The sequence below is a fragment of the Rhizobium sp. BK060 genome (assembly GCF_014193145.1).
Taxonomy (GTDB): domain Bacteria; phylum Pseudomonadota; class Alphaproteobacteria; order Rhizobiales; family Rhizobiaceae; genus Rhizobium.
In genome coordinates, this window is sequence record NZ_JACHYW010000001.1 from 118,346 (window position 1) to 142,941 (window position 24,596).

Sequence of the window (24,596 nt, forward strand, 5' to 3'; positions counted from 1 at the left end):
AGAGCCGGAAAGCTTCGCTACTCTCTTTTCCAGCAACAGGGGAACTCCAATGTCATTTTCCGATTACAAAACGGCACTCGTGACCGGAGCATCCTCGGGGATCGGTGCCGCGGTCGTTGAACGGCTCCGGCGCGAGAACCTCGAAGTGCATGCAGTGGCCCGCAGCGCAAAGGCGCTCCAGGACCTGGCCGAGCGCACTGGCTGCATTCCCCACGCCATCGACGTCACCGATCGCGCCGCGCTCGCCAAACTCGCCGGCGAAGTGGACTTCGACATCCTGGTAAACAATGCCGGCGTCGATCGGCCGAAGAAGTTCCTCGAAGCGGAGGATGGCGACATCGACCTCCTGGTCGACGTCAACCTGCGTGCGGTCCTCCATCTGTGCCGGTTGATCGTCCCGGGCATGGCTGCGCGCGACCGCGGCCATGTCATCAACATTTCGTCGATTGCCGGCATCTACAATTTCGGCGGCAACTCCACTTATCACGCGACCAAGGCCGGCGTCAGCATGCTGTCGAACCAGTTGCGGATCGATACGTTCGGCAAGCGGGTTCGAGTAACGGAGATCTGCCCCGGCCGTGTTGCAACCGACATCTTCAGCCACGTGCACGGCAATGATCCGTCGGTACGGGAACGCTTCATCGACGGTTTCGAGCTACCGCAGGCCTCTGACATTGCTGACGCCATCGCCTTCGCGATTGCAGCGCCCATTGCCGTCAACATCGGTCACATGGAAATCACGCCGACGCTCCAGGTGATGGGCGGCCTGCAGACGGCGCGCCCACAGGCCAAGGAGCCGCAGCCGTGAAGGGCTTCGATCTCGCCGACATCCTCGCCAATCCGGAATATGTTGCCATGCTCGCGCATGGCATTGAGATGACCTTCGTCATCGCCATCTCATCCTGGCTGCTGGCGATGAGCCTTGCGCTGCTGCTGCTCGCCATCCGTTTTGCGCCAGGCCGCATCGGCAATTCCGTCGTGGCCGCCTACGTTTCCTATCACCGCAACGTGCCGACGCTTGTGCAATTGATGCTCTGGTATTTCGGCATCTACACGATCTTGCCTTCAGGACTGTCCGACTGGCTTTCGGCCCATTCGGCGGAGGTGATCTTCGCGATCATCGGACTCGGCCTCTGCCAGGCCGCCTATTTCAGCGAGGACCTGCGTTCGGGCCTGCGCTCGGTCAATCCGGGCCAGATGGAAGCGGCGCGCGCCCTCGGCCACGGTTACGTCTCGGCCATGCGCTTCGTGCTGATCCCGCAGGGTGTGCGCAACGCGCTGCCAGCCCTCGTCAACCACAGCGTTTCGCTCTTCAAGAACAGCAGCCTTGCCATCGTGATCGGGGCCCCGGAACTCAGTCATGCCATCAAGGAGATCGAAAATCTCAGCTTCCGTACCTTCGAGATCTACCTGATCGGCACGCTCCTCTACCTCTTCTTCTCCCTGATGATCATGACCGCCGGCGCCTACGTCACTTGGCGGGCCGATCCTGCGAATGGAGCCAGACGATGATCCACGACCTGATCGCCATCATCGACGAATACTGGCTGCTGCTCCTCATTGGGCAATATCCGAACGGACCACTCGGCGGCCTTGCCAATACACTGATCCTCTCGGCCTTGAGCATCGCAATCGCCTTTCCGTTCGCCATCCTGCTCGCCTTCGCGCGCCTTTCGACGTATCGGACGCTGCGTTTGCCGGTGACGATACTGGTCTATGTGACACGCGGCGTGCCTCTATTGATGCTGGTGCTGTGGAGCTATTTTCTCGTGCCGCTGCTGACGGGCGCCGACGTGCCGAGCTTCTTCACCATGTTGGCCACCCTCGTTGTCTACCAGGGCGCGTTCCTCAGCGAAATCATCCGCGCCGGCATCCTCGCTCTCGGGCAGGGCCAGATGGATGCGGCCCGCGCCCTCGGCCACAGCTACTTCGGCGCGATGCGCTACGTCATCCTGCCCCAGGCGCTCTACAACATGATCCCGAGCATGCTGTCGACCTTCGTGGCGACGATCAAGGACACGACACTCGGCTACGTCATCAATGTGCCGGACCTCACCTTCGCTGCCAGCCAGGTCAACAACCAGCTCCTCACGCAGCCCTTCCAGGTCTTCCTCATCCTCGCGTTGACCTACTACCTGATCTGTTGGTCGCTCACCTCGCTCACCAATGTCATCGAGCGGCGGATCACGCGCCGGCGCGCGGGACTTGCCCCCAAGCGCCGTGGCCAACTTGCGATTTCCCTGACACCCAATGCGACGGAGCAGCCATGACCGCTTCACTATCCACATCCGGGAAGGATCAGACGATCCGGCTTGCCGATGTCCGCAAGAGCTACGGCGACTATGACGTACTGAAAGGGATCGACGCTGCGGTTTCGCGCGGCGAAGTGGTCGTCATCTGCGGCCCGTCGGGTTCGGGCAAGTCAACGCTGATCCGCACAGTGAACCGGCTGGAGGAGATCAACAGCGGCTCGATCTTCTTCGAGGGGCAGGACATCCACGCGCCGATGAGCGGCCGGGAGCTGAACCGCCTGCGCAGCCGCATCGGTTTTGTCTTCCAGAGCTTCAACCTCTTCCCGCATCTTTCTGCGGTCGACAACATCGCCATGTCGCCGATCCGCGTGAAGGGCATAGCGCCCGCGCAGGCGCATGAAAAGGCGCTAAAGCTCCTCGAGCGCGTCGGCCTTCGCGAAAAGGCGGACTCCTATCCGGCACAACTCTCCGGCGGCCAGCAGCAGCGTGTAGCGATTGCCCGCGCGCTCGCGATGGAACCACCCGTCATGCTCTTCGACGAGCCGACCAGCGCGCTCGACCCGGAAATGGTTGGCGAGGTTCTGAGTGTGATGAAGTCGCTGGCGGCCGAAGGCATGACCATGATGTGCGTCACGCACGAAATGGGTTTTGCCCGCGATGTCGCTGACCGCATCTGGTTCATCGACGGCGGCCAGATCATCGAGACGGCCACCCCAGAGGAATTTTTCAAAAGCCCGAAGCATCCCCGCGCGCAGCGGTTCCTCGCAGACCTGCGCCACTAATACCAACCACAAAGGAGAACAGTTATGAAGTGCAGGCATCTCATCGTCTCGGCAACAGTCGCGGCGGCAGCGCTCGCCGGCCCGGTCAAGGCCGACCAGCTCAACGACATCATGACGAACAAGACGCTGCGTTGCGCGACCTTCGCGGACGTGCCGCCATTCGCTTCACCAGATGCGAAAACGCGCGAAATGGCAGGCTTCGACGTCGATCTGTGCGGCGCGATTGCCCGCGAACTTGGTGTGAAGGCCGAGATCAAGCCAGTTTCGGTCGAAGCCCGCGTTCCGGAAGTCAAGCTGGGTCGCGTCGATATCACCGTGGCCAATCTCGCCTATACCAAGAGCCGCGCCGAGCAGATCCAGTTCAGCGATCCCTATTACCTCGCCAAGGAAATGCTGATCGTTCCGGCAGATGACCCCGGCAAATCGAAGTCCGACTATGTCGGGCAGCGCATCGCATCCACCAAGGGCTCGACCTCGGAAATGTCCATCAAGCTCAACAAGTCCGAACCGCTGACGTTCCAGGATACCGCCTCGGCCTATCTCGCCGCCCAGCAGGGCAAGGCGCGCGGCATGGTCGCCAACACCATGACGACAACCAAGCTGGTCAATGAGTCGAAGACCAAGGGCAAGGCGATGCGCATGATCCCCGAACCCATGCTGTTCCAGCCGATCGGCATCGGCATGGCAAAGGACCAGCCGGCGCTGACGGCCAAGATCAACGAGGTGCTCCACAAGCTTGATGACAGCGGCGAGATCAACAAGATCTGGGACAAATGGCTTGGCCCAGACACCGAATACAAGATGACCCGCACGGACAAAGTCGCGCCGCTCTCCGAGCTGAAGTTCGACCCGATTCCCTGATGGGAAGGGCCCACGTAGCTGCTCGTTTTCCGAAATGGATTGAACAACTTCAACGGCGGGCTCCGTGCCCGCCGCTACTACCAACCGTGGGAAAAATCATGACGCATATCAAGAAAATGCCCGTCCGCCCGTCCACCGCCGAAATCGAAGCGCTCGCCAAATTCTCGCCGGCAACCATTCACGAGGCGCAGGGGCGCCGCGGGGCGCTCTCCTCGCGCATCAAGCCGGTCGACTATCGTATGAAGCTATGCGGCCCAGCGTTCACCGTGCGCTGCGCGCCGCGCGACAACATCATGCTTCAACTCGCGATCAATTATGCACAGCCCGGGGATATCATCGTCGTCTCGGCGGGTGAATATGAGGAGGCGGGCTCCTTCGGGGACGTGCTCGCCAATGCCTGCCTTGCAAAGGGCATCGGCGGGCTGGTGACCGACAGTGGCGTGCGCGACACGCTCCAACTGCGCGAGCTCGGCTTTCCGGTCTTTTCGCTCAGCGTCTGCATCAAGGGGACCGTCAAGGAGACCCTGGCGTCCACCAACGATCCTATCGTCGTTGGCGGAGAGCTCATCCATCCCGGCGACATCATCGTGGGCGATGCCGACGGACTGGTCGTCGTCCGGCAGGAGGAGGCACTCGAAGTGGCCCGGCTTTCCCAGGCGCGCGAAGAAGCCGAGGCAGAATACATCGCCGCCTACAAGGCAGGCAAATCGGTCATCGAAGTCAGCAAGCTGGAGCCGGTGCTGAAGGCAAAGGGCCTTATCGTCGAGGCGTAGCCGCGAACCTCGGGGACTGTCAAAGGACATATCATGAGCAAAATCGAGCTGTTGCAGGTCGGCCCTTATCCCGCATGGGACGAGGAACGGTTGAATGCGACCTTCACCATGCACCGCTATTTCGAAGTTCCGGACAAGGCAGCGTTCCTTGCCGCGCACGGCACCGGCATCCGTGGCATTGCCACGCGCGGCGAGCTTGGAGCCAACCGCGCCATGATCGAGGCGCTGCCGAAGCTGGAGATCATCTCGGTCTACGGCGTCGGCTTCGACGCGGTGGACCTTGCAGCGGCGCGCGAACGCAACATCCGCGTCACAAACACGCCAGATGTGCTCACCAAGGACGTCGCCGATCTCGGCGTCGCCATGTTGCTTGCACAGGCACGCGGCATGGTCGGCGGCGAAAGTTGGGTCAAGAGCGGCGACTGGGCGAGGAAGGGCCTTTATCCACTGAAGACCCGCGTGCACGGCAAACGCGTTGGTATCCTCGGCCTTGGCCGCATCGGCTTCGAGGTGGCAAAACGTCTCGCTGGTTTCGAGATGGACATCGCCTACAGCGATACCAGCCCGAAGGACTACGCAAAGGACTGGACCTTCATCGCCGATCCGGTGGAACTTGCCGCCCGCTCCGATTTCCTCTTCGTCACGCTCGCCGCCTGCGCCGAGACGCGCCACATCGTCGGCCGCAAGGTGATCGAGGCGCTTGGGGACCAGGGGATGTTGATCAATATCTCGCGCGCCTCTAACATCGACGAAGAGGCGCTGCTCGATGCACTCGAAAAGAAGACGCTGGGTTCGGCCGCGCTCGACGTCTTCGACGGCGAGCCGAACCTGAACCCGCGCTTCCTCGCGCTCGACAGCGTGCTGTTACAGCCACATATGGCCTCCGGCACGGTTGAGACCCGCAGGGCGATGGGGGCACTGGTCTTCGACAACCTGTCGGCCCATTTCCAGGGTCGGCCGCTACCAACCCCGGTTCTGTGAGGGCCACGATGAAAACGATCGTCATCCATGCGGCCAAAGACCTCCGCATCGAGGACCGGGAGCCAGAAAATCCCGGTCTCGGCGAGGTGGAGGTCCGCCTTGCCGCCGGCGGAATCTGCGGCTCGGACCTGCACTACTACAACCATGGCGGCTTCGGCACGGTGCGCCTGAAGGAGCCGATGATCCTTGGCCATGAGGTTGCCGGCCATGTCGCTGCCGTGGGTGAAGGCGTTTCCGATCTTGCCATCGGCGACCTCGTTGCCGTCTCGCCGTCGCGCCCCTGCGGCACGTGCGAGTATTGTCTGAAGGGTCTTGCGAACCATTGCTTCAATATGCGCTTCTATGGCTCGGCCATGCCATTCCCGCATATCCAGGGTGCCTTCCGTGAACGGCTCGTTGCCAAGGCCAGTCAGTGTGTGAAGGCGCACGGCCTTAGCGCCGGGGAGGCGGCGATGGCCGAGCCGCTCTCCGTGACGCTGCACGCCACACGCCGCGCAGGCGAGATGCTTGGCAAGCGCGTGCTCGTCACCGGCTGCGGACCGATCGGTACGTTGTCGATCCTCGCTGCCCGCCGGGCGGGCGCCGGCGAGATCGTCGCGGCCGACTTGTCGGGACGAGCGCTCGATTTTGCCCGCAAGGTCGGCGCGGACCGCACGGTCAACCTGTCGGAAGACCGGGAGGGCCTTGCCGGCTACAGTCAAAACAAGGGTTATTTCGATGTCCTTTACGAATGCTCCGGCGCCGCGCCGGCCCTGGTCGCCGGCATCCAGGCTCTGCGCCCACGCGGCGTGATCGTCCAACTCGGCCTCGGCGGTGAAATGAGCCTTCCGATGATGGCAATCACGGCGAAGGAACTGGACCTGCGCGGCTCCTTCCGCTTCCATGAGGAATTTTCGGTCGCCGTCAGGCTGATGCAGGCCGGTCTGATTGACGTCAAACCGCTGATCACCCATACCCTGTCGCTTTCCGATGCCTTGAAGGCCTTCGAGATTGCCTCGGACAAGGGGCAGTCGATGAAGACGCAAATCGCATTCGCTTAAGGAAGGGCACATGAGCATTCAACTCTTCGACTTGACGGGCAGGCGGGCTCTCGTCACCGGCTCCTCGCAGGGCATCGGCTATGCACTGGCAAAAGGTCTTGGGGAGGCTGGCGCAGAGATCATCCTCAACGGCCGCGACGAGGCGAAGCTGACGGCGGCGGCCGAAAGCCTCGGCGTGAAGCACACGCTCGCCTTCGACGCCACGGATCATGAGGCCGTGCGCAGGGCCGTCGATGGCTTCGAGGCGGAGGTCGGCGCCATCGACATCCTCGTCAACAATGCCGGCATGCAGCACCGCACGCCGCTGGAAGATTTTCCAGCCGACGCCTTCGAACGGTTGCTGAAGACCAACATCTCCACGGTTTTCAATGTCGGCCAAGCCGTCGCGCGCCACATGATCAAACGCGGCGCCGGCAAGATCATCAATATCGCCAGCGTCCAAACCGCGCTTGCCCGCCCCGGCATCGCGCCCTATACGGCGACGAAGGGTGCCGTCGGCAATTTGACCAAGGGCATGGCGACTGACTGGGCAAAATACGGTCTGCAATGCAATGCGATCGCCCCCGGCTATTTCGACACGCCGCTGAACGCCGCTCTCGTCGCCGATCCGACCTTCTCGGCCTGGCTGGAAAAGCGCACGCCGGCCGGCCGCTGGGGCAAGATAGAGGAACTGGTCGGCGCCTGCATCTTCCTCTCCTGCGACGCCTCCTCCTTCGTGAACGGACATGTGCTTTATGTCGACGGCGGCATCACAGCCTCGCTCTGAGGCGTTCCGGCGCATTGTGGTCATGGGCGTCGCGGGCTCGGGAAAATCCGCCGTGGGCGTGGCGCTTGCCGCTCGCCTGAGCGCCACCTACCTTGAGGGCGACGATCTGCATCCGTCCGAAAACTTCGCCAAAATGAGCCGGGCGAGCCGCTGACGGACGAGGACCGTGAGCCATGGTCCTCGTTGGCCAAAGGTTCGCCGCACCGGACGGTATCCTCATCGTCGGCTGTTCGGTGTTAAAGCGTCGCTACCGTGACCATATATGCGCGCAAGCGCATGGACCTGTCATCTTCATCCACCTCGCCGGCAGACAAGAGCTGATCGCCACCCGCATGGGCGCCCGCTCCGGCCACTTCAGTCAGTTCGCAGCTCTCGAACCGCCCGAGGCGGACGAAAACTCGCAATCACCGTCGGCATCGACAATGCGATCGAAACGGTTGTTGCCCTCGATGGGCATAGGCTACATGGCGACGGCGCTCTGGACAGCAGAACTCTAAGGGGCGAGACACCCAGTTTCCGTTGTCCATATTGGCTCGAGAAAGTTTGGAGCCGCGGCGGCCTTGCGTTCGCCTTGCGGTGGCGGGAAGCCTGGGGCGGCAACATTCGTTCTATACCGAACCGGGAATGCACTTGACCCTCTGCATGGGAGGTTTCCACGTTATAGTTGTGAGGCATCATCAGATTTCCTACACGCCAATGACTCGTTAACCATACTCGGCCTAGCTTCGCATCTATAAGCTGCATGACGCGCGAATCGCGGTTTGCTATCCAATCACCAGTTTTATTTTCTTGGTTACGATGACCTCAATTTTAACGAATGGTTCAGCGTCGATTGCGCTCCAGGCGCTGCGTAAAATCAACTCAGACATGCAAGGAACCCAGAGGCGGGTGTCCTCGGGACTTCGCATCGATGGTGCTTCGGACAATGCGGCTTACTGGGCGATCGCAACCACAATGAGGTCAGACCTTAAGGCGGTTTCTGCGGTTTCTGATGCTTTGGGAACGGGCGCGGCGAAGGTAGACACCGCTTACGCGGGAATGACGGCAGTGACGGATGTCCTCGCAGAATTTAAGGCGAAGCTGGTGACAGCGACGGAAGCTGGCGTCGATAAAACCAAGGTTCAGGCCGACCTGGATCAATTGAAGCAAACGGTTTGGGGCATCGCGCATTCTGCGAGTTTCAATGGTGAGAACTGGCTCAGCTCCAACATAGAAGATATCAACGATAGCGATCTCGACGTCGAAACAGTAGTGTCCGCATTTGTCCGCGATGCGTCCGGTAATGTTTCCGTAAAGACCACCACGGCCCATCTCGCCGAAATAGCACTCTTCAACAGCACGGGCGGCGGACTCTTGGAGGCCGATACCCGTAAACTAAAGACCCTTGGAGGAATAAGAGACTTCGACACGTTCATGGACAACGATGGCGAAATCTGGATGAGCGAAGTCAACAGCTCCCTTGGTACTTCCGCAGCCATTGAATATACATTTTCCGGACCGCTCACGTTCGGGGCTTCAGATAACATTTCCTTCAACGTAACGGTCGACAAAGACAATTCAGCTGAGGTGCCGCCGCCGCATAACACCGGCGCGACCTATCCGCCCGTCGAGATTACGAGAGCGACCGTCGACGCCTACAACCCAGCCCTGAATGGCAAGATATCGACGTTTCAGCAGTACATCGCAGTCCTGAATATTGCACTCGATGCGTCGGGCGCACAGGCAACGGCTCGCACGGTACCCAAGTGGGATGCGGCGATGAAAACATGGATCGCCGACCCCGATAAAATCGCCATATGGACTGACGAGACGTCTGGTCTTGATGGCTCCTACGTTGAGATCAGCAACTTCAGCAGCACGGTCGGATCGGGTGGGATAGGCAATGCCTCAGCGTTCGGCACGCGCGGGTCGGAACTGCCGATCACTTTTGTACCCTTCGAGGTTTACAAGGATGGCGACAACCTCGATGGAGTCGAGGTCTTCTTCAGCTTCAACGTGAACGGGCAGGCCCCGACGAGCTCCTCCTTCAATCGGGCCTACGTAAACAATCTTCTGGGAAAGGACACGGGCAAGGTGGAGACGCCAACGGAGATGGTAACGCTGCTCAAAAGCCTCGTGTCAGCCGATTGGCCTGATGTAATCATCGAAGAGACGGGCGGCAACGGCATTTCCATCCGGTCAGACAACAATGTTGATCGCCTCTCAGGAACGAAATCATACGTCGGCTTCACTAATATATCGGTCAGTATCGAGCCAATCTCTGATCTCGACTTCATGGAGATCGATATCGTCGCCAATCCGCAGATGCTGGACGTCTATTTGAGCTATACGGACCTAGTGTTCTCCGACGTTGTGTCTGCGGCCAGCGTTCTAGGTTCCCTTCAAAAGCGCATCGATATCCAAGCCGCCTTCGCACATGGGCTCGCGGCCAACCTCAATACAGGAGTCGGTCGCTTGGTTGACGCCGATATGGAAGAAGAGTCATCGCGGCTGGCTGCGTTGCAGACTCAGCAGCAACTCGCGTTGCAATCCCTTTCGATTGGGAATGGCTCTCCGAAGAGCGTGCTGCAGCTGTTTCAATAGCAAGATAGCAGGATGGAGCACGTTGCGGGATACAAGCGGCCATGGTTAGCACGGGCAGTACGCCAACGCTTCTCTTTCCTCGTGGCCGCTTTCTAGCTCAAGGTAAGTGCCGGATAGCGTTTTTAAGTGTCCGGTTAGTCGCCGACGAAATCTGCGACGCGTGGCTCAGGCCAGCTTTGTTCCTGCGAGAAATGTCCCGAGATCGCACTTTCTTTTGCGCCCAACGCTTGCGCCCTTGCCAAGTTATGCTCAGCGTCCGATCGCATTGCGGCGATCGAGCCGTATCCACCGCAGGCGGCGCAGTTCCTAGCGACAGTGTCTGCTCCAGCGTACCGGTTTAGATGGGCCTCCAAAGGCAATGCCGCAGGTGTAGTGGTGGCCAAGCGGTCAGCGTGGCAAGGTCATGCCTTTTGAAAATACTGGTAACGAACTCGGGACTAAGCAGTCGCCTGATATCGAAGCACGCCGAGGGAAGAACAAGGGCGTAGTCAACGGCGGGGCTGAAGAATTCACAAATGGACCGACACCTACTCATCCTCAGCGAAATCTACTGATGAGATGTCCACGTTCCATTCAAAATCCTTGGGCGAAGGTTTGTCTGGCAAGGTCTCCAAGCCTCTATACTGATTGAGCGCCCAGCATGTCCCGTAAACGCCATGCGGCTCAATGATCTTGTAGCTGCTGAGATAGTCGGAGTAAGCTTCAATGCTGAAGCCTGGGCGCTTCGCGACCAATCGGAAGCGTACTACGTTGACATACTGGTCGGAGCCGTTGAACAACTGAACGAAAACTGGCTTGGCAGGGTCGAGGCAGCCCTGGGTGCCTGTGCTCGTGCCAACAACCAAGCTCGCGGAGTTGTTGCGGTCGGATTGCTGGAAGTAAACATAAACCCCGACGCCAGCGCCGACAAAAATGACCGCAATCAGCGCAATCAACGTGGGGCGGGGAAACAGGAAGAAAAAAACTAACAAGATTGCGACCGCGACTATCATGAAGATCATCGGCGGGTTCCATTTGTTTCATGAGCTAAAGCAGGCACCGATGACGGGCAAGGCTGGTTCGAGACCGATCTCATTTAATCTTCTTACTCAATCATTTGTGGCGATCAAACCACTTCCAAGTTGCCGCCTCTTTGATTTCTAGGACGTACAGCCTTTATGCGGAACACCAGGTTCTGACCGCCTGCCACCGCCCGGTGATACTGTTGGATCTTCGTAGGAGCCCGTCGGCTTGCCTTGGATGGAGAGAACGCTCTTCAAGAGCCGAGAATAAGGGACTTTCATTGATTTGCATGTGTACGGTCCTTGAGCGCTGCTGCCGCATTTTGATGCAATTCAGGTAGTTGGCAATGGAAATTACGGGATCCACGAGCTGTTGTGTGGGTGATCACAAATGCCGCCCCCCTGCAGCCGCGTCGTTGCGCTTCCGTCGAATCTGCTGATGCAGAGCCCACAACGCAGCTCGCTCTACCAGTCTGTTCAACCAGGGTGGCCCCGGCTGAGTGTTTCTTAGGAATCCGCAAAATCGTCTACGTGGCTGGGCGAGGAGGAGCCGACGCCGCAAATCTGGTTTCTTCGCTCACAACGCTGCCATCGGCCGCCAAGACCGCGATCCATACTCGATTTCCGAGGCGAACTGTCAGGCGTGTCTTTCCGATGTCCGCTTCCTGACCGATTTCGACCCTGCTACGAACGAGACCCTGCGCCATGTAACGTCGAAAGGCTGCCAGCGACAGTCCAAACCGGCCCGCCAGATAGGATGCATCGACAGTCAGCTCGTCGAGATCAACTTGGCCCTTGATGGTCATGCCTGCCGCTCCATGGGACTAGAATGAAAACAACTCCGCCATGTCAGGCGACCAAGGCGGGTCGTAGACAAGCCGGACTTGTGCCTTGCTTACCTGCTCCAAACGCCTCCAGCCGGATCTTTACCGCCTCGGTGAGAAAACCGGAAGCAAGACAGAAGCGGGTGGTTGTTGTCATTTCCACGATAACGAAGCCGTCCTCTGAAATCGAGATGTCGTAGATCAGCCCGAGGTCGACGATCGAGGTTGCGACCTCGGGATCTTCGATTTCTCGAAGTGCATCAAGGACGGCGTCACGAGTGAGGCTAGGCCCGCACATCGGCCCCCGGATCGAGGGAGGCAAACGTATCCATTATTAGCTGGAAGGGCATCCCGCCATCACGCAGTATCTGTCGAACATCGAGTTCACGAAGCTGAACCATTGGCGTTTCCTCTGTGGTTAGCGGCGAAGAATAGCGCCGGCTGTTGAAATGGTGCTCTTTTGGTGGCTGCTTCCACGTTTGCAAGCGCGCGTGCAAGCAAGGCGCCGAAGCTGATCGCGTTCGAATCCGTCTATTCGATGGACGGCGATATCGCGCCGATCAAGGAGATTTGCGATCTCGCCGACAAGTACGGCGCGATGACCTATCTCGACGAAGTGCATGCCGTGGGCATGTACGGACCGCGCGGCGGCGGCATTGCCGAGCGCGAAGGGCTGATGGATCGCCTGACGGTCATCGAAGGCACGCTCGGCAAGGCGTTCGGCGTCATGGGCGGCTACATCGCCGCATCGACCGCACTTTGCGACTTCATCCGCTCCTTCGCCTCCGGCTTCATCTTCACGACGGCGCTGCCGCCGGCGCTCGCTGCCGGTGCGGTGGCCTCGATCCAGCATCTGAAGGTCAGCCCTTTCGAGCGGGCGCGGCATCAGGATCGGGTCCGCAAGCTGAGGGCGCTGCTCGATCAGCGTGGCATCCCGCATATGCCCAATCCGAGCCATATCGTCCCGGTGATGGTCGGCGATGCCGCCAAGTGCAAGTGGATCTCCGACCTGCTGCTCGACAATTGCGGCGTCTATGTGCAGCCGATCAACTACCCGACGGTGCCGAAGAAGACCGAGCGCCTGCGCATCACCCCGACGCCGCTGCACAGCGACGCCGACATCGAGCATCTCGTCGATGCCCTGCATTCGCTCTGGTCGCGCTGCGCCCTGGCGCGGCACGTGGCGTAGCCGCCTTAGCCTAGTCCACGACAAAATCGCGGGCGATGTCGCGACCGATCGCCCGCAGGTGGTTTGAGATTTCGGTCCTCAAGTGGTCCCTCGGACCAAACTCACGCAGAATTTCCTGAGCACGCGTTGCCGCGGGTTCCTCCCGCGGCTCTCCCACAAAATAGCCCGTTCCAACAGACCACATATCGCATCCAGCCCCGAGCAGCGCCTCAACTAAGGAAGCCACGCGCGCTGAAGAAGACGCCGACGATTCTGCCAATGCCCGGTCCTTGATGCGAGGTTCTTGCGTACGCCTCCGGAGGATACGAAACGCACCCCATAAATAGGGTTGATTTACTTATGAAAAGTTAAGGGCAGGGCGGTCGACGGGACGCCGTCGCGGGATCGATCTAGTAAGCCTAAGGGCGTCCGGTTTCGAAAACGCTCTCCAATAATTGATCATCATCAAAGACGCTGCAGTCCGTCAGGTGGACAAGGGCACCGTCACATTTATTCGGAGATCAAGGCGTTGATGGTAGCCCAGCACGACCGACAGACTTCCAGTCTCAAAGACCAGTCGCTCGAACGCGACGACGGAAGCCGGCATCTAGCGTCCTCGCAAAAAAGAGCCGCGGCCAGCCTCGTACGCCTCGCTCCTTTCCTGCGACATCATCGCGGGCTGACAATATGCGCGGTTCTGGCGCTCACGTGCGCCGCGTTGATTTCGCTCTCTCTGCCGATGGCCGTTCGTCGCATGATCGACAATGGTTTCGGGCAAGCCGACGGGACGTTCATCGACAAATACTTTCTCATGGTGATGGCTCTGGCTGTCGCGTTGGCCGTAGCCGGCGCGCTACGCTACTAGTTTGTCACCACTCTCGGTGAGCGGATCGTGACGGACCTTCGCGCCAAGGTCTTCAATCATATCGTTCGTCTTCCAGCTCGGTTCTTTGACTGCAACCACTCGGGAGAGATAGCGTCGCGCCTTACAGCAGACGCCACCCAGATCAAAGCGGCGGTCAGCCTGTCGGCGTCCGTGGCTCTGAGAAACGCGATCCTCTGTGCGGGCGCGCTCGGCATGATGTTCGTCACCAGCCCGCGCCTATCGACGATCGCCGTCGGCGTAATTCCGCTCATAATTGCGCCGCTGATCTACTTCGGACGGTCTGTGCGCAAGAAATCGCGCGCCGCACAGGATGCGGGTGATGGACGGAGGCCGGATCGTGGAGCAAGGCACGCATTCTGCGCTTTTGCGCGGCGGGGGACTACAAGCGTCTGGCTGAACTGCAGTTCAAGACACCGGACGGTCCAGAGCATGATAAGAACGCCGCATAGGACCGTGGCGAAAGCGGTCGGAAGGAAGCGTGACGCCTTGCGCGGTGGGCGACGGCGTTCGACCAGATGCCAAGCCAATAGCAATCTATTACCCGGCACACGACCTTCATCAAGTCGTTAAGCTTCGGCTAACTGCCGAGCGCCATAACTGGGGTAGATTCTGCAATAACCGAAGCTGCCCCGATGCCCGTCAACGCCATTTCGATCCTATCTCCAGACGCATTGGACGACTACATAGACCTTCGCTCGGTTCCGAAGCACCGCTACTTTGGAAAAAACGAACTCATCGATAGGCTCCGGTTGGCCGTGCCCTTCGATTACATTTTCATTTCAGGACTCGATGTCGACTACTACCGTTTCGGAGGGGGCTTCTCCATCGACACCGATCTGCCACCCGCGTTCATCGAAGCGTATATGGCCGATCAACTCCTGTTCGTGGACCCGCTCGTCCAGGCCAGCAAGTCATCAACGGCGGTGGTAATCGAGAGCGACGTGTATCAGAAACAGGAAGTTCCCCAAAGGCTCCTGTATCTTCAACGGACGTTCGCAGTCCACAACAGGACCATCGTTCCAATCCTTCGAGACAGTACCGTCTATGGAGCAGTCGGCTTCACGCGGTCCACTCCGTTCAACGACGACGAGATCACGTTCCTTGCTCTGATCGCCGAGGCGATCCACACCGCGGTCACAAAACCGCTTGTCGACCGCTTCGCTGCAAACCATTTGCGGTTGTCGAAAGGTGAAATAGCGTGCTTGTCGAAGGCGAGCCTCGGACTAACCAGCCAGGGTGTTGCAAAGGCGACCGGATACCAAGTCGAGACTGTGAACAGTTACATCAAGTCGGCGGCCAAGAAGCTCGGCGCATCCAATCGGACCCAGGCCATAGCCGAGGCGATCCGACGTCGATTGATCGTCTGATCAGCGGTTCCCGGCAGTCTGGCTCCGATGGCGCCCAAAGAGTGCCCGTCCCTCCATAGGGAATACTCCGCTTCTCATCAGCCGCCGAACGCACTTTGACGAAGGCTGTCGCGCTCGATGCCTGATCGATGACGACGGGCTTCCTTCGCGGTGGGCGCTGCAAACCGCAATCGGACTGGTGCGGAAATCTTTGTCGCGGTCAGCGCGATCGTCGGGCGGCCGTGTCCTTTCGGGCCATTCTCTTGCAACGCTCGCGCGGCCATTGCCTGCATTTAATGAGATAGGTCGCGCCGGGCAGGAAAGGCTGTCCGACGCTTTGCCCGGCTCCATCAGCGGCGCGAATTTCGCTGGCTTCCGACTATCGCAAACGATGCGAATCCATGCATTTCGCCGAAAAGCAGGCGCTTGCGAACCAATACGGCCATGACCCTTGCGGCAGTCGAAAAGCTCATCTGGTCCAGTGGTCCATCGCCCTCCCATGGCTTTGTCAGGCGGTCGGCGATTGCGCCGGCCATGTGCATTGGAACGATGTCGTTGCAGTGCCGCATAGCCTCAAACACATGGCTGATTGGGATCACCCGTCCTTCGAAGGTAACGATCGGCTCGACCAATTCGTCGTCCCATTCCTCGAAGACGTACACTGCCTCGCGGAAAAGCTCTTGAAGCGTAATTGGAGCATGTCCTGCATGAAGCGGGGGCAAAGCATTTGTCATGTCTGTCTCCTCTCAGGCCTTTTGTCCAAGGCTGTCAGTGCCATAATTACACGACTATTTTTATAGAGTAACTTATGGATGAGGAAGCCCTTTGTTCCAATATGCATCGGGCAACCTGTCAACGGACTGAGATTATGACCATATTTTTTTGAACCTCCGATACTTGCCGGACCGATGTGGGTAAAACATCTGGCCGCTATCGAGACCGATTGTCTCCAATCACACAACGTCAGCGGCTTCCAGTGGAGGATGCGTCGGGGGATCTGAAGCGGTGAGGGCTTGAACGCGGCTTGCCCGCATCGTCGGATTTTCTTCAAGTTCAAGTCGCGGAACGACGAACTGCAAGGGTCATGCTATCCGGCGCGCTGGCGATCGCGTCGCGCATGTTGCATGCCACGAAGGACATCACATTCAATCGGCGCCGTCGAAGAGCGCCTCACCAATCCGTGCGGTTCGATCGCTCACGCGATCTTAGGTCAGATGAAGCTTGCGCCGAACAATTCGCGGCCATAGGCGTGGTGGGTTACCCCCACCTGCAGATCCGCCTTGGTGAGCTCGTCGACGAAGCGGCCGTCCTTCATGATCAAAACGCGATCGCACATGTGCGCGATGACGGCGAGATCGTGACTGACAAGCACATAGGTCAGGCCTCGCTCATCACGCTGATCTGCCAGGAGGTTCAGAATTTCCGCTTGTATGGAAACATCCAGCGCCGAGGTTGGTTCATCGAGCAGGAGAATGGGTGGCGAAAGTATCAGGGCCCTGGCGATCGCAACGCGCTGGCGCTGCCCACCGGAGAGCTCATGGGGGAAGCGGTTGGCAAAGCCTGCCGGCAGACCGACCTGGCGCAGGGCCTTGTCCACCTTCTGCCAGATATCGACGTGGTTCATAGCCCTCAAAGGCTCGGCGAGCGCCGTTCCGATCCGATGACGGGGGTGAAGCGAACCGTAGGGATCCTGGAAAACCATCTGCCCACATTTGAGGTCCTCGCGGCTGCGCGTCTTGCCGACGACCCTGCCGGCCAGCGCAATCTCTCCTGACCAGCCCCGTTCCATACCAGCAAGGCAGCGCAGCAAGGTGGACTTGCCGCAGCCAGACTCGCCGACGATGCCCAGGGTCTCACCACGCGCCACCTTGAAGTTCACTTCCTTGACCACGTGATTTTCCTGCTTGCCCGAAGCAAACACGACATCGAGATCGCCTACTTCAATCATCATGCATTCTCCAGATCGAGCTTTGTCCGGTCGAGAACAGCAAGGCGCCGTACCGGATTTTTCGGATCCGGCATCGCTGCCATAAGTCCTCGTGTATAGGGATGGCGCGCGTCTTCGAGCCGGGTCAGCGTTTCGATCACGCGCCCGGAATACATGACGATAATCCGCTCGCAAAAAGCTGCGACCATGCGAATGTCGTGGCTGATCAACAGCAGTCCGGAATTATTCTCCCGGACGAGCTCATCGAGCAGTGTCAGCACATCCTTCCTGACGCTGACATCGAGGGCCGATGTCGGCTCGTCGGCAATGACCAGTTTCGGCTTCGCAAGGAGCATCATGGCAATCATCACGCGTTGCCCCATGCCGCCGGAAATCTGGTGCGGATAAAGCGTCATCACGCGTTCCGGGTCGTTGATCCGCACGCGCTCGAGCGCTCTGGTTGCGGCGGCAAGCGCAGCGCGGCCGCGCAGATCAAGATGCAGGCGAGCCGCCTCGGCGATCTGCTTGCCGACCGTCAGCACCGGATTGAGCGAGTAGCGAGGATCCTGCATGATCAACGCGATGTCCTTGCCCCGAATCTTGCCCATCTGCCGCTCCGGCAGCGACAGAAGGGGCCGCCCGTCAAGCTCGAGACGCGACGCCGTGACATTAGCACTCGGCGGTAGAAGGCGCATGATCGCGCGTCCCGTCGTCGATTTGCCCGAGCCGGACTCGCCGACGATCCCGACGCGCTCACGCCCGACGTCGAAGCTTACGTCGGACACGGCGGGAACCGCGATCCTGGCGAAACTCACGTTCAATTTCCTGATGGAAAGCAGGGGTCTCATCTCATGATCTTGCATGGCGAGGATCCAGAATGTCGCGAAGCGCATCGCCCGCGATATTGAAGGCAAGGCTGGAAATCAGGATAGCCAAGCCCGGCATGACGGCAACCCACCAGTAGTCCAGCATGAACTTGCGTCCGTTCGATATCATTGCGCCCCACTCCGGCGCCGGAGGTTGTGCACCCAGTCCGAGAAAGCCGAGGGAGGCGGCCGTCAAGATGATCCCGGCCATGTTCAACGTCAGGCGAACGATCACCGAGGGGATGCACATGGGCGCGATGTAGACGAGCAGGATGCGCAGCGGCGAGGCTCCGTAAAGCCGCGCAGCAGCGACGTAGTCGGCGTTCCTGACAACCAGAGCCTCGGCGCGTGCCAGCCGGGCTATCGGCGGCCAGGCAGTCAGGGAAATGGCGATGATCGCAGTGGTCAGTCCGGCGCCAAGGGCCGCGGCAAACGCAAGCGCCAGGATCAGCGAAGGAAAGGAAAGAACGATGTCTGTCGCTCTCATCAGCAGCGCATCGGTGCGGCCACCGAAGAAGCCAGCAACCACGCCGATCAGGAGACCGATGGGACCTACAATCAGAGAAATCGAGAGTACCGTGTGAACGGTGATCCGCGTTCCGTAAATCAGCCGGCTCAGAATGTCGCGCCCGAACTCGTCGGTGCCGGCCCAATGCGCGGCACTCGGCGGCTGCAAGGCGTCGGAAAGAACCTGGATATTCGGATCGTAGGGCGCAAGCCAAGGGGCAATAATCGCGACGATGCAGAGCAGCCCAAGAATGACGAAGCCTGCAAGACCGAGCGGCTCCTGCACAAGCTTCGAGACGATACGGGCCGAAGACGCTATGATGCGTGCTGGAAGGCTCGGTGGACGAATAGGAAGATTGGTGTCAATTGCCTCGCTCATCGCGCCGCCTCTCTCGTGCGCGGATCGAAGATCGCATAGGCGATATCCGCGAGGAAATTCAGAAACATGAAGATGAAACCGATGACGATCGTACCTGCAACGACGGCATTCATGTCGCCGATCATCAGCGCGTTCGTCATGTATTGACCGATGCCTGGCCATGAAAAGACGATCTCGGTCACGACCGCGCCTTCAAGAAGCCCACCGTAGGAGATCGCAAGAATGGTGATGAGCTGTACGGCAATGTTGGGAAGAACGTGGCTGATGACGGTCCTTGCCGGGCCGACGCCTTTTGCGCGCGCGGCAATCACATAGTCCTGGCTTAGCTGTTCCAGCGTGAAGCTGCGTGTCATCCGGGTAATGTAGGCCATGGCCGCATAGGCAAGGATGACAGCTGGGAGAATGATGTGGCCGAGTGCGTTCCAGAAAATCTCGGTTTCGCCCTGCAAAAGGCTGTCGACCAGCAAGAGGCCCGTCTGCGGCGTGACGAGGCCCTCGTAAAAGACATCCATGCGTCCAGGGCCACCAACCCAGTTCAAGCCGGCATAGAAGATAACCAGGCCGACAATTCCGAACCAGAAGACCGGGATCGAATGACCGACAAGTGCAATCACGCGAGCAACCTTGTCGATGAAACTGTCGCGAAAAAGCGCGGCAGTCAGGCCAAAGGGTACACCAACAAACGTCGAGATGAGAATTGCCAGGGTGGCAAGTTCGAATGTCGCCGGGAATGCTTGGGCGAGATCCGCCGATACCGGATTGCCGGTCAGAACCGCCGTCCCGAAATCGCCCTGAGCGAGCCCCTTCAGATAGATCAGAAATTGCTGGTAGATCGACAGGTCAAGGCCGAGCTTCTGGCGCATGGCGGCGTAGGCAGCCGGATCTGCAAGCTCGCCGACGATGGCCCCGACAGGATCGGCGGGCAAGACGCGGCCGATCACGAAAGTGACGCACAGAAGGATGAAGAGGCTGAGAACGAGATGCCAAAGCCGCCATCCCAGTTCGGTTACGGACAGTTCTTTCATGATCGGCGACCTTGTTTATTCGGTCTCGGCCTTGGTCACGCCTTCAAGGCGCGTTATCAGATTGGGATGGCCGACATAGCCCTGAACCTTGCTGTTCAAGACGATGGGTTCGAAACGCTCGAACATCGGCAGCACGGCGGGCTTTTGGTCGATGAACATCTTCTGCATCTCAACATAAAGCTCGCCGCGTTTTTTGGGGTCAGGCTCCATCGACGCCTTTGCCGTCACTGCGGTCAATTCCGGAATGTCCCAGGCCGAGCGCCACACGAAGTTGCCGGCATTGTTGGCTTCGAGCGAATTGTCCGGATTGGATGCAAACTGCTCCATCGCACCGAGGACGTTCGGCATGTAGGCGCCAGTCTGTGGGATCAGGAGATCAAAGTTTCTCGCCCGGTGGGCCGAAATGATGTCGGAGCCATTTCCCTGCTGGACATCGACCTTGATGCCGATCTGGCCGAGTGAGGCCTGAATGGCCGTTGCCAGATCGACACGAGGTGTCTGAGCTATGGTCTTCAGCGTCAGGGAAAAGCCATCCTTGAAACCCGCGTCGGCCAACAGCTGCTTTGCTTTGGCCACATCGAGGTGCCAGTCCGGACTTGGTACCGCATACTCGTAATTCTCTGGTACCGGGACCGTCCTGACGCGACCGTACGGCCCCATGATCGTCTTTTCGATACCCTGATAGTCGATGCTGTAGGCGATCGCTTCGCGCACCTTTGGATTGGCGAGATACTTGTTGCCCGCGTTCATCGCCAGAACATAAAAACCGCCGGTGGGCACGCGCTGAACCTCAAAGCCCTTCCTGCCGTTGAAAATCGCCAGATCAGACGCCGTCAGGGCGCTGGCAAGATCGATGTCGCCGCGCTCCAGCATCAAGCGTTCGACCTGGCTTTCAGGCACATGCCGGACGATGACACGGCGCATCTTCGGCGCGCCCGCGACATAGTCCTTGTTGGCGTCAAGAATGACGAGCTCGTTCGGCGACCAGCGATTGAGTGTGAACGGACCGGAGCCGGCAGAATGGGTTCTAAGCCAGGCGTTTCCATAGTCGTCGTTGACGACGTGCTTTTCGACCTCGACGCTGTCGACCACGCTCGCAATCGCCATGGCGAGCCGGTAAAGCAAAAGTTCCGACGTCACCGTGTCGGAAAGATCGATACGCACGGTCTTGACGTCAATCGCTTTGACCAACTGGTCGACATTGTCTTTCGTGTAGCCGACTCGCTTCAGGTTTGCTGCCGCAGCCTGGTCGAGCTTTAGAAGTCGCCCTAGAGAATAGACAACGTCCTTCGACGTGACCGGATTGCCTGAGGCAAACGCTGCTTCACGCAGCTTGAAAGTGATCCCCTTGTCATCGACCTGCCAGCTTTCTGCAAGCTGCGGCACGATCTTTCCGTCCGGCGTCGTTGCCACCAGCCGATCGTAGAGGTTTGACATGATCTCGACGGCCTTACCTTCCGTCGCTTGCTGCGGGTCGAGCGACAGAACCTGGGCCAGCGATGTCCCGATAACAAGCTGGTCAGCGGGCGTGGCCGCCTTGAGCTCCTGGGCCGCCATGGTGAGCGCACTTAAGGCGACGCTTACAAACAGACTTCTGGGAAAATACTTCATTGCAACTCCTCCCTGAGTTACTATACGAGACATAATATGTCGTCCGTATGTCGTATTATGATTTATCGAAGATCAGAGCGCTTTGCAAGCGTCGTGCGGACGAGACCGGATGGATAGATTGGGACGGGCATGATGGTAACGATCAATCGCGGCAGGCAGCGGCTGGCACAGCAGGTCATCGATCAACTGCGCCTGCAGATCGAGACGGGAAAGCTGCGAGAGGGGGATCAACTGCCAACCGAGCCGCAGCTTGAGGCTACCTTTGGCGTCAGCCGGACGGTCGTCAGGGAGGCAATTGCCGACCTGCGCGCGGCAGGCTTTGTCCAACCGGTTCAAGGCAAGGGTGTCTTTGTCGCCGACCCCAAAACAAAGACGGGTCTCTCGCTCACGCCAATCGAAGTAAAAAGCATCCCAGAGACCCTTGAATTGCTGGAATTTCGAATGGCTGCCGAAGGCGAGGCCGCGGCCATAGCAGCCTATCGCAGGACAGCCGAGCAAGAAGCCGCCATCCGCGCGGCCAACAGGAAGATGGCGAATTTGATTGAAGCTGGGCAACCGACCGTCGAGGCCGACTACGAGTTTCACATGGCCATCGCTGCCGCTACGAACAACCGGTTTTACGTCGATGTTCTGCGCCACTTCGGTCCTCGTGCCATACCGCGCGGACAGTTTCCGACCTTGCCGGAAGCCAATGACCGCGCCTATCTCGAAAAGGTCCATGCCGAGCATGGGGAGATCCTCTCGGCTATCGCAGATCAGGATCCGGATCGGGCCCGCCAGGCCATGCGCGCCCACATGATGGCAAGCCAGCGACGCTATCGAATGCTCGCAGAGCAGCAATAATACTCGACAGCCTCCGAAATTCATATTATGTCATATGACATGATCTGATCATTCGGGAGGATGAAGGTGTATTTGGGAACGCAGGTCGCAGTGCGCGACGATGACGATTTTCGTGTTTTTGCTCAGCTTGGGGTGAAGCATATATCGGCCGATCCGCCGGGCGCCCCGTCAAGCTGGACGCTGGAAGATCTAGAGCGTCATCGTGATCATGTGGAAAGCTTTGGGCTTGTGCTCGACATGATCCAGCTTCCCCTGCCGTCGAAACCGATCGAGAACGCATCCTATCCCGATATCCTCTTGGCCGGGCCCGAGCGCGACCGGCAGATCGACGCTGTCTGCCAGATGATCGAGAACTGCGCCAAGGCAGGCATACCTGCGACCAAATACAATCTCAATTTGATCGGCATTCCGCGCACCGAACTCGAAAAAGGCCGCGGCGGATCGCTCAACGAGGCATTTCGTTGGGACAAGGCGGACCACCAGGCGGCGCCTGGCCTTGCGGGAGTGCTCCGGGAGGACGAAAACTGGGAGCGTATCGATTACTTTCTCGAACGGGTCGTTCCCGTTGCCGAAAGCAACCGCATTCGCCTTGCCTGCCATCCCCACGATCCCTACACGCCTCCCGGCTATCGCGGCGTCACGCGCGTGCTTGGGACGGTCGACGGGCTCAAGAAGTTCGTCCAGATGCGGGAAAGCCCCTATCACGGTTTGAACTTCTGCCAAGGGTCGATCGGCGAGATGCTCGAAAATCCGCGTGAGGAGATCAACGACATCATTCGCTGGTTCGGCACACGCGACAAGATCTTCAACCTGCACTTCCGCAACATTCGCGGCGGCGCGCTTTCCTTCATGGAAACCTTCCCCGACGAGGGTGACATGGACATGGTCCGGTCGCTGAAAGTGTATAAGGAGGTCGGCTACAAATACATGGTCATGCCGGATCATGTACCGAGCATCAGCGGTCGCGATGCCAGCGGTGTAGCCTTCAGCTTTTGCTATGGTTACATCGCCGCCCTGCTTGAGGCCATGGAAGCCGGGCATCTGTGATCGCGCCTCCAAATCCTTCGATAGAGCAATAACTCAAGGACATTGACATGGAACCCGATGCCATCAAGAAAGCGGTCGGCGACGGCTTGCTTTCCTTTCCCGTGACGCATTTCGACAGCGACAACACGTTTGACGAGGCGGCATACCGCACACACGTCGACTGGCTGGCTGGCTTTCAGGCAAGCGCACTTTTTGCAGCCGGCGGTACCGGCGAGTTCTTCTCACTCAATCCTGCGGAGGTGCCGCTGGTCATACGTGCCGCCAAGAAGGCAGCCGGCAAGACGCCAATCATTTCGGGAACAGGCTATGGGACCTCGCTTGCAGTCGAGATTGCACGATCAGCCGAAAGGGCCGGCGCCGATGGGCTGCTGCTCCTGCCGCCATATCTGATGTTTTCGGAACAGGCCGGCCTGGTTGCGCATGTAAAGGCAGTCTGTAACGCAGTCGGGATCGGGGTGATCGTCTATAACCGTGATAACGCCATCCTGTCGGCAGACAGTCTTGCGCAACTCTGCGACGAATGCCCCAACCTGATCGGTTTCAAGGATGGGGTCGGGGACGTCGACCGCGTCATTGAGATCACCACCAAGATTGGCGACCGCCTCGTCTATGTTGGCGGCATGCCGACGCACGAAGTCTATGCTCAGGCCTATTTCGCCGCTGGTGTAACGACCTATTCGTCAGCCGTCTTCAATTTTGTCCCGGAACTGGCACAACGTTTTTATCAGGCGCTGCGAAACGGCGACCAAAGGACCGTCGACCGGATTCTCAAGGATTTCTTCTTCCCATTCGTTGCCCTGCGCAACCGAAGAAGAGGCTATGCAGTCTCGATCATCAAGGCCGGGCTAAAGGTGATAGGCCGCGATCCCGGCTCTGTCCGGGCTCCACTCACAGATCTGACAGAAGAGGAAATTTCCGTGCTGGAGAACATCGTAGCAGCTGCCGATACCGCAAGTCTCAGGCTTGAGACCGCGTAGAGACGCCTTGCTTCACCCTGCAATGTCGTACTGAGTAGACTGCGCCTTGGACGTATCGGTGCAACGCCCGGCCAGGCGCAGTCGAAGGCGCGCCTCAGCTGTTTCTAGTTCGAGCAGGGCGGTTCACGATCATGTCGTCAAATCGAGCAGT

At 59.1% G+C, this 24,596-nt stretch carries 22 protein-coding genes and 5 pseudogenes; 17 read left to right on the top strand and 10 right to left on the bottom strand.

All coding sequences use genetic code 11. The features are described from left to right. Nucleotides 1-49 precede the first annotated feature (49 nt). The 11 genes and pseudogenes from FHT71_RS00475 (at nt 50) to FHT71_RS00525 (ending at nt 10,038) form a co-directional block, all read left to right on the top strand. The gene (locus FHT71_RS00475; protein WP_007795100.1) at nt 50-808 is read left to right on the top strand and encodes an SDR family oxidoreductase; all 759 of its coding nucleotides are present in this window, start codon (nt 50-52) and stop codon (nt 806-808) included. Further along, nucleotides 805-1,512: an amino acid ABC transporter permease gene (locus tag FHT71_RS00480; RefSeq protein ID WP_132588189.1), complete on the top strand. Its 708-nt coding sequence runs from the start codon at nt 805-807 to the stop codon at nt 1,510-1,512. The genes FHT71_RS00475 and FHT71_RS00480 overlap by 4 nt, the downstream gene beginning before the upstream one ends. Next, on the top strand, nt 1,509-2,270 hold the full coding sequence (locus FHT71_RS00485; protein WP_132588188.1) for an amino acid ABC transporter permease: 762 nt from the start codon (nt 1,509-1,511) through the stop codon (nt 2,268-2,270). Before FHT71_RS00480 ends, FHT71_RS00485 begins: the two co-directional genes overlap by 4 nt. Further along, a complete protein-coding gene (locus FHT71_RS00490; RefSeq protein ID WP_132588187.1) occupies nt 2,267-3,034 on the top strand; it encodes an amino acid ABC transporter ATP-binding protein in 768 nt (255 codons plus the stop codon). The genes FHT71_RS00485 and FHT71_RS00490 overlap by 4 nt, the downstream gene beginning before the upstream one ends. Nucleotides 3,035-3,145: 111 nt before the next feature. Then, complete coding sequence (locus FHT71_RS00495; RefSeq protein WP_245505405.1) at nt 3,146-3,895, top strand: ABC transporter substrate-binding protein; 750 nt, start codon at nt 3,146-3,148, stop codon at nt 3,893-3,895. A 98-nt stretch (nt 3,896-3,993) separates the two neighbouring features. Beyond that, nucleotides 3,994-4,668, top strand: coding sequence for a 4-carboxy-4-hydroxy-2-oxoadipate aldolase/oxaloacetate decarboxylase (locus tag FHT71_RS00500; protein WP_132588185.1), 675 nt, complete (start codon nt 3,994-3,996; stop codon nt 4,666-4,668). Between the two features lie 33 nt (nt 4,669-4,701). Continuing rightward, complete coding sequence (locus tag FHT71_RS00505) at nt 4,702-5,649, top strand: 2-hydroxyacid dehydrogenase (protein WP_183718660.1); 948 nt, start codon at nt 4,702-4,704, stop codon at nt 5,647-5,649. 8 nt (nt 5,650-5,657) lie between these two features. Then, a complete protein-coding gene (locus FHT71_RS00510; RefSeq protein WP_132588183.1) occupies nt 5,658-6,689 on the top strand; it encodes an L-idonate 5-dehydrogenase in 1,032 nt (343 codons plus the stop codon). A 10-nt stretch (nt 6,690-6,699) separates the two neighbouring features. After that, complete coding sequence (locus tag FHT71_RS00515; RefSeq protein ID WP_183718662.1) at nt 6,700-7,455, top strand: SDR family oxidoreductase; 756 nt, start codon at nt 6,700-6,702, stop codon at nt 7,453-7,455. After that, nucleotides 7,424-7,897 (top strand): annotated as a pseudogene (locus FHT71_RS00520) (gluconokinase, GntK/IdnK-type); the annotation flags it as partial. The gene FHT71_RS00515 and the pseudogene FHT71_RS00520, both read left to right, overlap by 32 nt. 356 nt (nt 7,898-8,253) lie before the next feature. Beyond that, nucleotides 8,254-10,038: a flagellin gene (locus FHT71_RS00525; RefSeq protein ID WP_183718775.1), complete on the top strand. Its 1,785-nt coding sequence runs from the start codon at nt 8,254-8,256 to the stop codon at nt 10,036-10,038. Nucleotides 10,039-10,565: 527 nt separating this feature from the next. Here FHT71_RS00525 and FHT71_RS00530 read toward each other — a convergent pair. From FHT71_RS00530 to FHT71_RS00545, 4 genes and pseudogenes are all read right to left on the bottom strand, one after another. Then, a complete protein-coding gene (locus FHT71_RS00530) occupies nt 10,566-11,039 on the bottom strand; it encodes a hypothetical protein (RefSeq protein ID WP_132588181.1) in 474 nt (157 codons plus the stop codon). A 527-nt stretch (nt 11,040-11,566) separates the two neighbouring features. Continuing rightward, on the bottom strand, nt 11,567-11,845 hold the full coding sequence (locus FHT71_RS00535; protein WP_132588180.1) for a DUF6522 family protein: 279 nt from the start codon (nt 11,843-11,845) through the stop codon (nt 11,567-11,569). Between the two features lie 18 nt (nt 11,846-11,863). Beyond that, nucleotides 11,864-12,161 (bottom strand): annotated as a pseudogene (locus FHT71_RS00540) (metal-sulfur cluster assembly factor). A gap of 7 nt (nt 12,162-12,168) precedes the next feature. Next, nucleotides 12,169-12,264, bottom strand: a pseudogene (locus FHT71_RS00545) (universal stress protein); the annotation flags it as partial. Between the two features lie 98 nt (nt 12,265-12,362). On the opposite strand from FHT71_RS00545, the pseudogene hemA reads away from it, so the two are divergent. The 3 genes and pseudogenes from hemA to FHT71_RS00560 form a co-directional block, all read left to right on the top strand. Beyond that, nucleotides 12,363-13,052, top strand: a pseudogene (gene hemA, locus FHT71_RS00550) (5-aminolevulinate synthase); the annotation flags it as partial. Nucleotides 13,053-13,563: 511 nt separating this feature from the next. After that, a pseudogene (locus FHT71_RS00555) lies at nt 13,564-14,229 on the top strand (ABC transporter transmembrane domain-containing protein); the annotation flags it as partial. Between the two features lie 320 nt (nt 14,230-14,549). Then, nucleotides 14,550-15,284: a LuxR family transcriptional regulator gene (locus FHT71_RS00560; RefSeq protein ID WP_183718664.1), complete on the top strand. Its 735-nt coding sequence runs from the start codon at nt 14,550-14,552 to the stop codon at nt 15,282-15,284. 329 nt (nt 15,285-15,613) lie between these two features. Here FHT71_RS00560 and FHT71_RS00565 read toward each other — a convergent pair whose 3' ends face one another. The 6 genes from FHT71_RS00565 to FHT71_RS00590 form a co-directional block, all read right to left on the bottom strand. Further along, nucleotides 15,614-15,997 carry a hypothetical protein gene (locus FHT71_RS00565; protein WP_132588178.1) on the bottom strand — a complete coding sequence of 128 codons (384 nt, stop codon included), beginning with the start codon at nt 15,995-15,997 and terminating at the stop codon, nt 15,614-15,616. A gap of 476 nt (nt 15,998-16,473) precedes the next feature. After that, nucleotides 16,474-17,211: an ABC transporter ATP-binding protein gene (locus FHT71_RS00570; protein ID WP_132588283.1), complete on the bottom strand. Its 738-nt coding sequence runs from the start codon at nt 17,209-17,211 to the stop codon at nt 16,474-16,476. Further along, entirely contained in the window at nt 17,211-18,053 is an 843-nt protein-coding gene (locus tag FHT71_RS00575; RefSeq protein WP_132588177.1) for an ABC transporter ATP-binding protein, read from the bottom strand. Before FHT71_RS00575 ends, FHT71_RS00570 begins: the two co-directional genes overlap by 1 nt. Beyond that, nucleotides 18,040-18,942: an ABC transporter permease gene (locus FHT71_RS00580; RefSeq protein WP_132588176.1), complete on the bottom strand. Its 903-nt coding sequence runs from the start codon at nt 18,940-18,942 to the stop codon at nt 18,040-18,042. The genes FHT71_RS00575 and FHT71_RS00580 overlap by 14 nt, the downstream gene beginning before the upstream one ends. Next, on the bottom strand, nt 18,939-19,967 hold the full coding sequence (locus FHT71_RS00585; RefSeq protein WP_132588175.1) for an ABC transporter permease: 1,029 nt from the start codon (nt 19,965-19,967) through the stop codon (nt 18,939-18,941). The genes FHT71_RS00580 and FHT71_RS00585 overlap by 4 nt, the downstream gene beginning before the upstream one ends. Before the next feature lie 15 nt (nt 19,968-19,982). Continuing rightward, nucleotides 19,983-21,578 (bottom strand): ABC transporter substrate-binding protein, encoded by a 1,596-nt coding sequence (locus FHT71_RS00590; RefSeq protein WP_132588174.1) that lies wholly within the window; start codon nt 21,576-21,578, stop codon nt 19,983-19,985. 132 nt (nt 21,579-21,710) lie between these two features. Between FHT71_RS00590 and FHT71_RS00595 the strand changes: the two genes are divergently transcribed. From FHT71_RS00595 to kdgD, 3 genes are all read left to right on the top strand, one after another. Continuing rightward, complete coding sequence (locus tag FHT71_RS00595; RefSeq protein ID WP_132588282.1) at nt 21,711-22,421, top strand: FadR/GntR family transcriptional regulator; 711 nt, start codon at nt 21,711-21,713, stop codon at nt 22,419-22,421. Nucleotides 22,422-22,487: 66 nt separating this feature from the next. Then, complete coding sequence (locus tag FHT71_RS00600; RefSeq protein WP_132588173.1) at nt 22,488-23,468, top strand: mannonate dehydratase; 981 nt, start codon at nt 22,488-22,490, stop codon at nt 23,466-23,468. Nucleotides 23,469-23,515: 47 nt separating this feature from the next. After that, nucleotides 23,516-24,445, top strand: coding sequence for a 5-dehydro-4-deoxyglucarate dehydratase (gene kdgD, locus FHT71_RS00605; protein WP_183718666.1), 930 nt, complete (start codon nt 23,516-23,518; stop codon nt 24,443-24,445). Nucleotides 24,446-24,596: the final 151 nt, after the last annotated feature.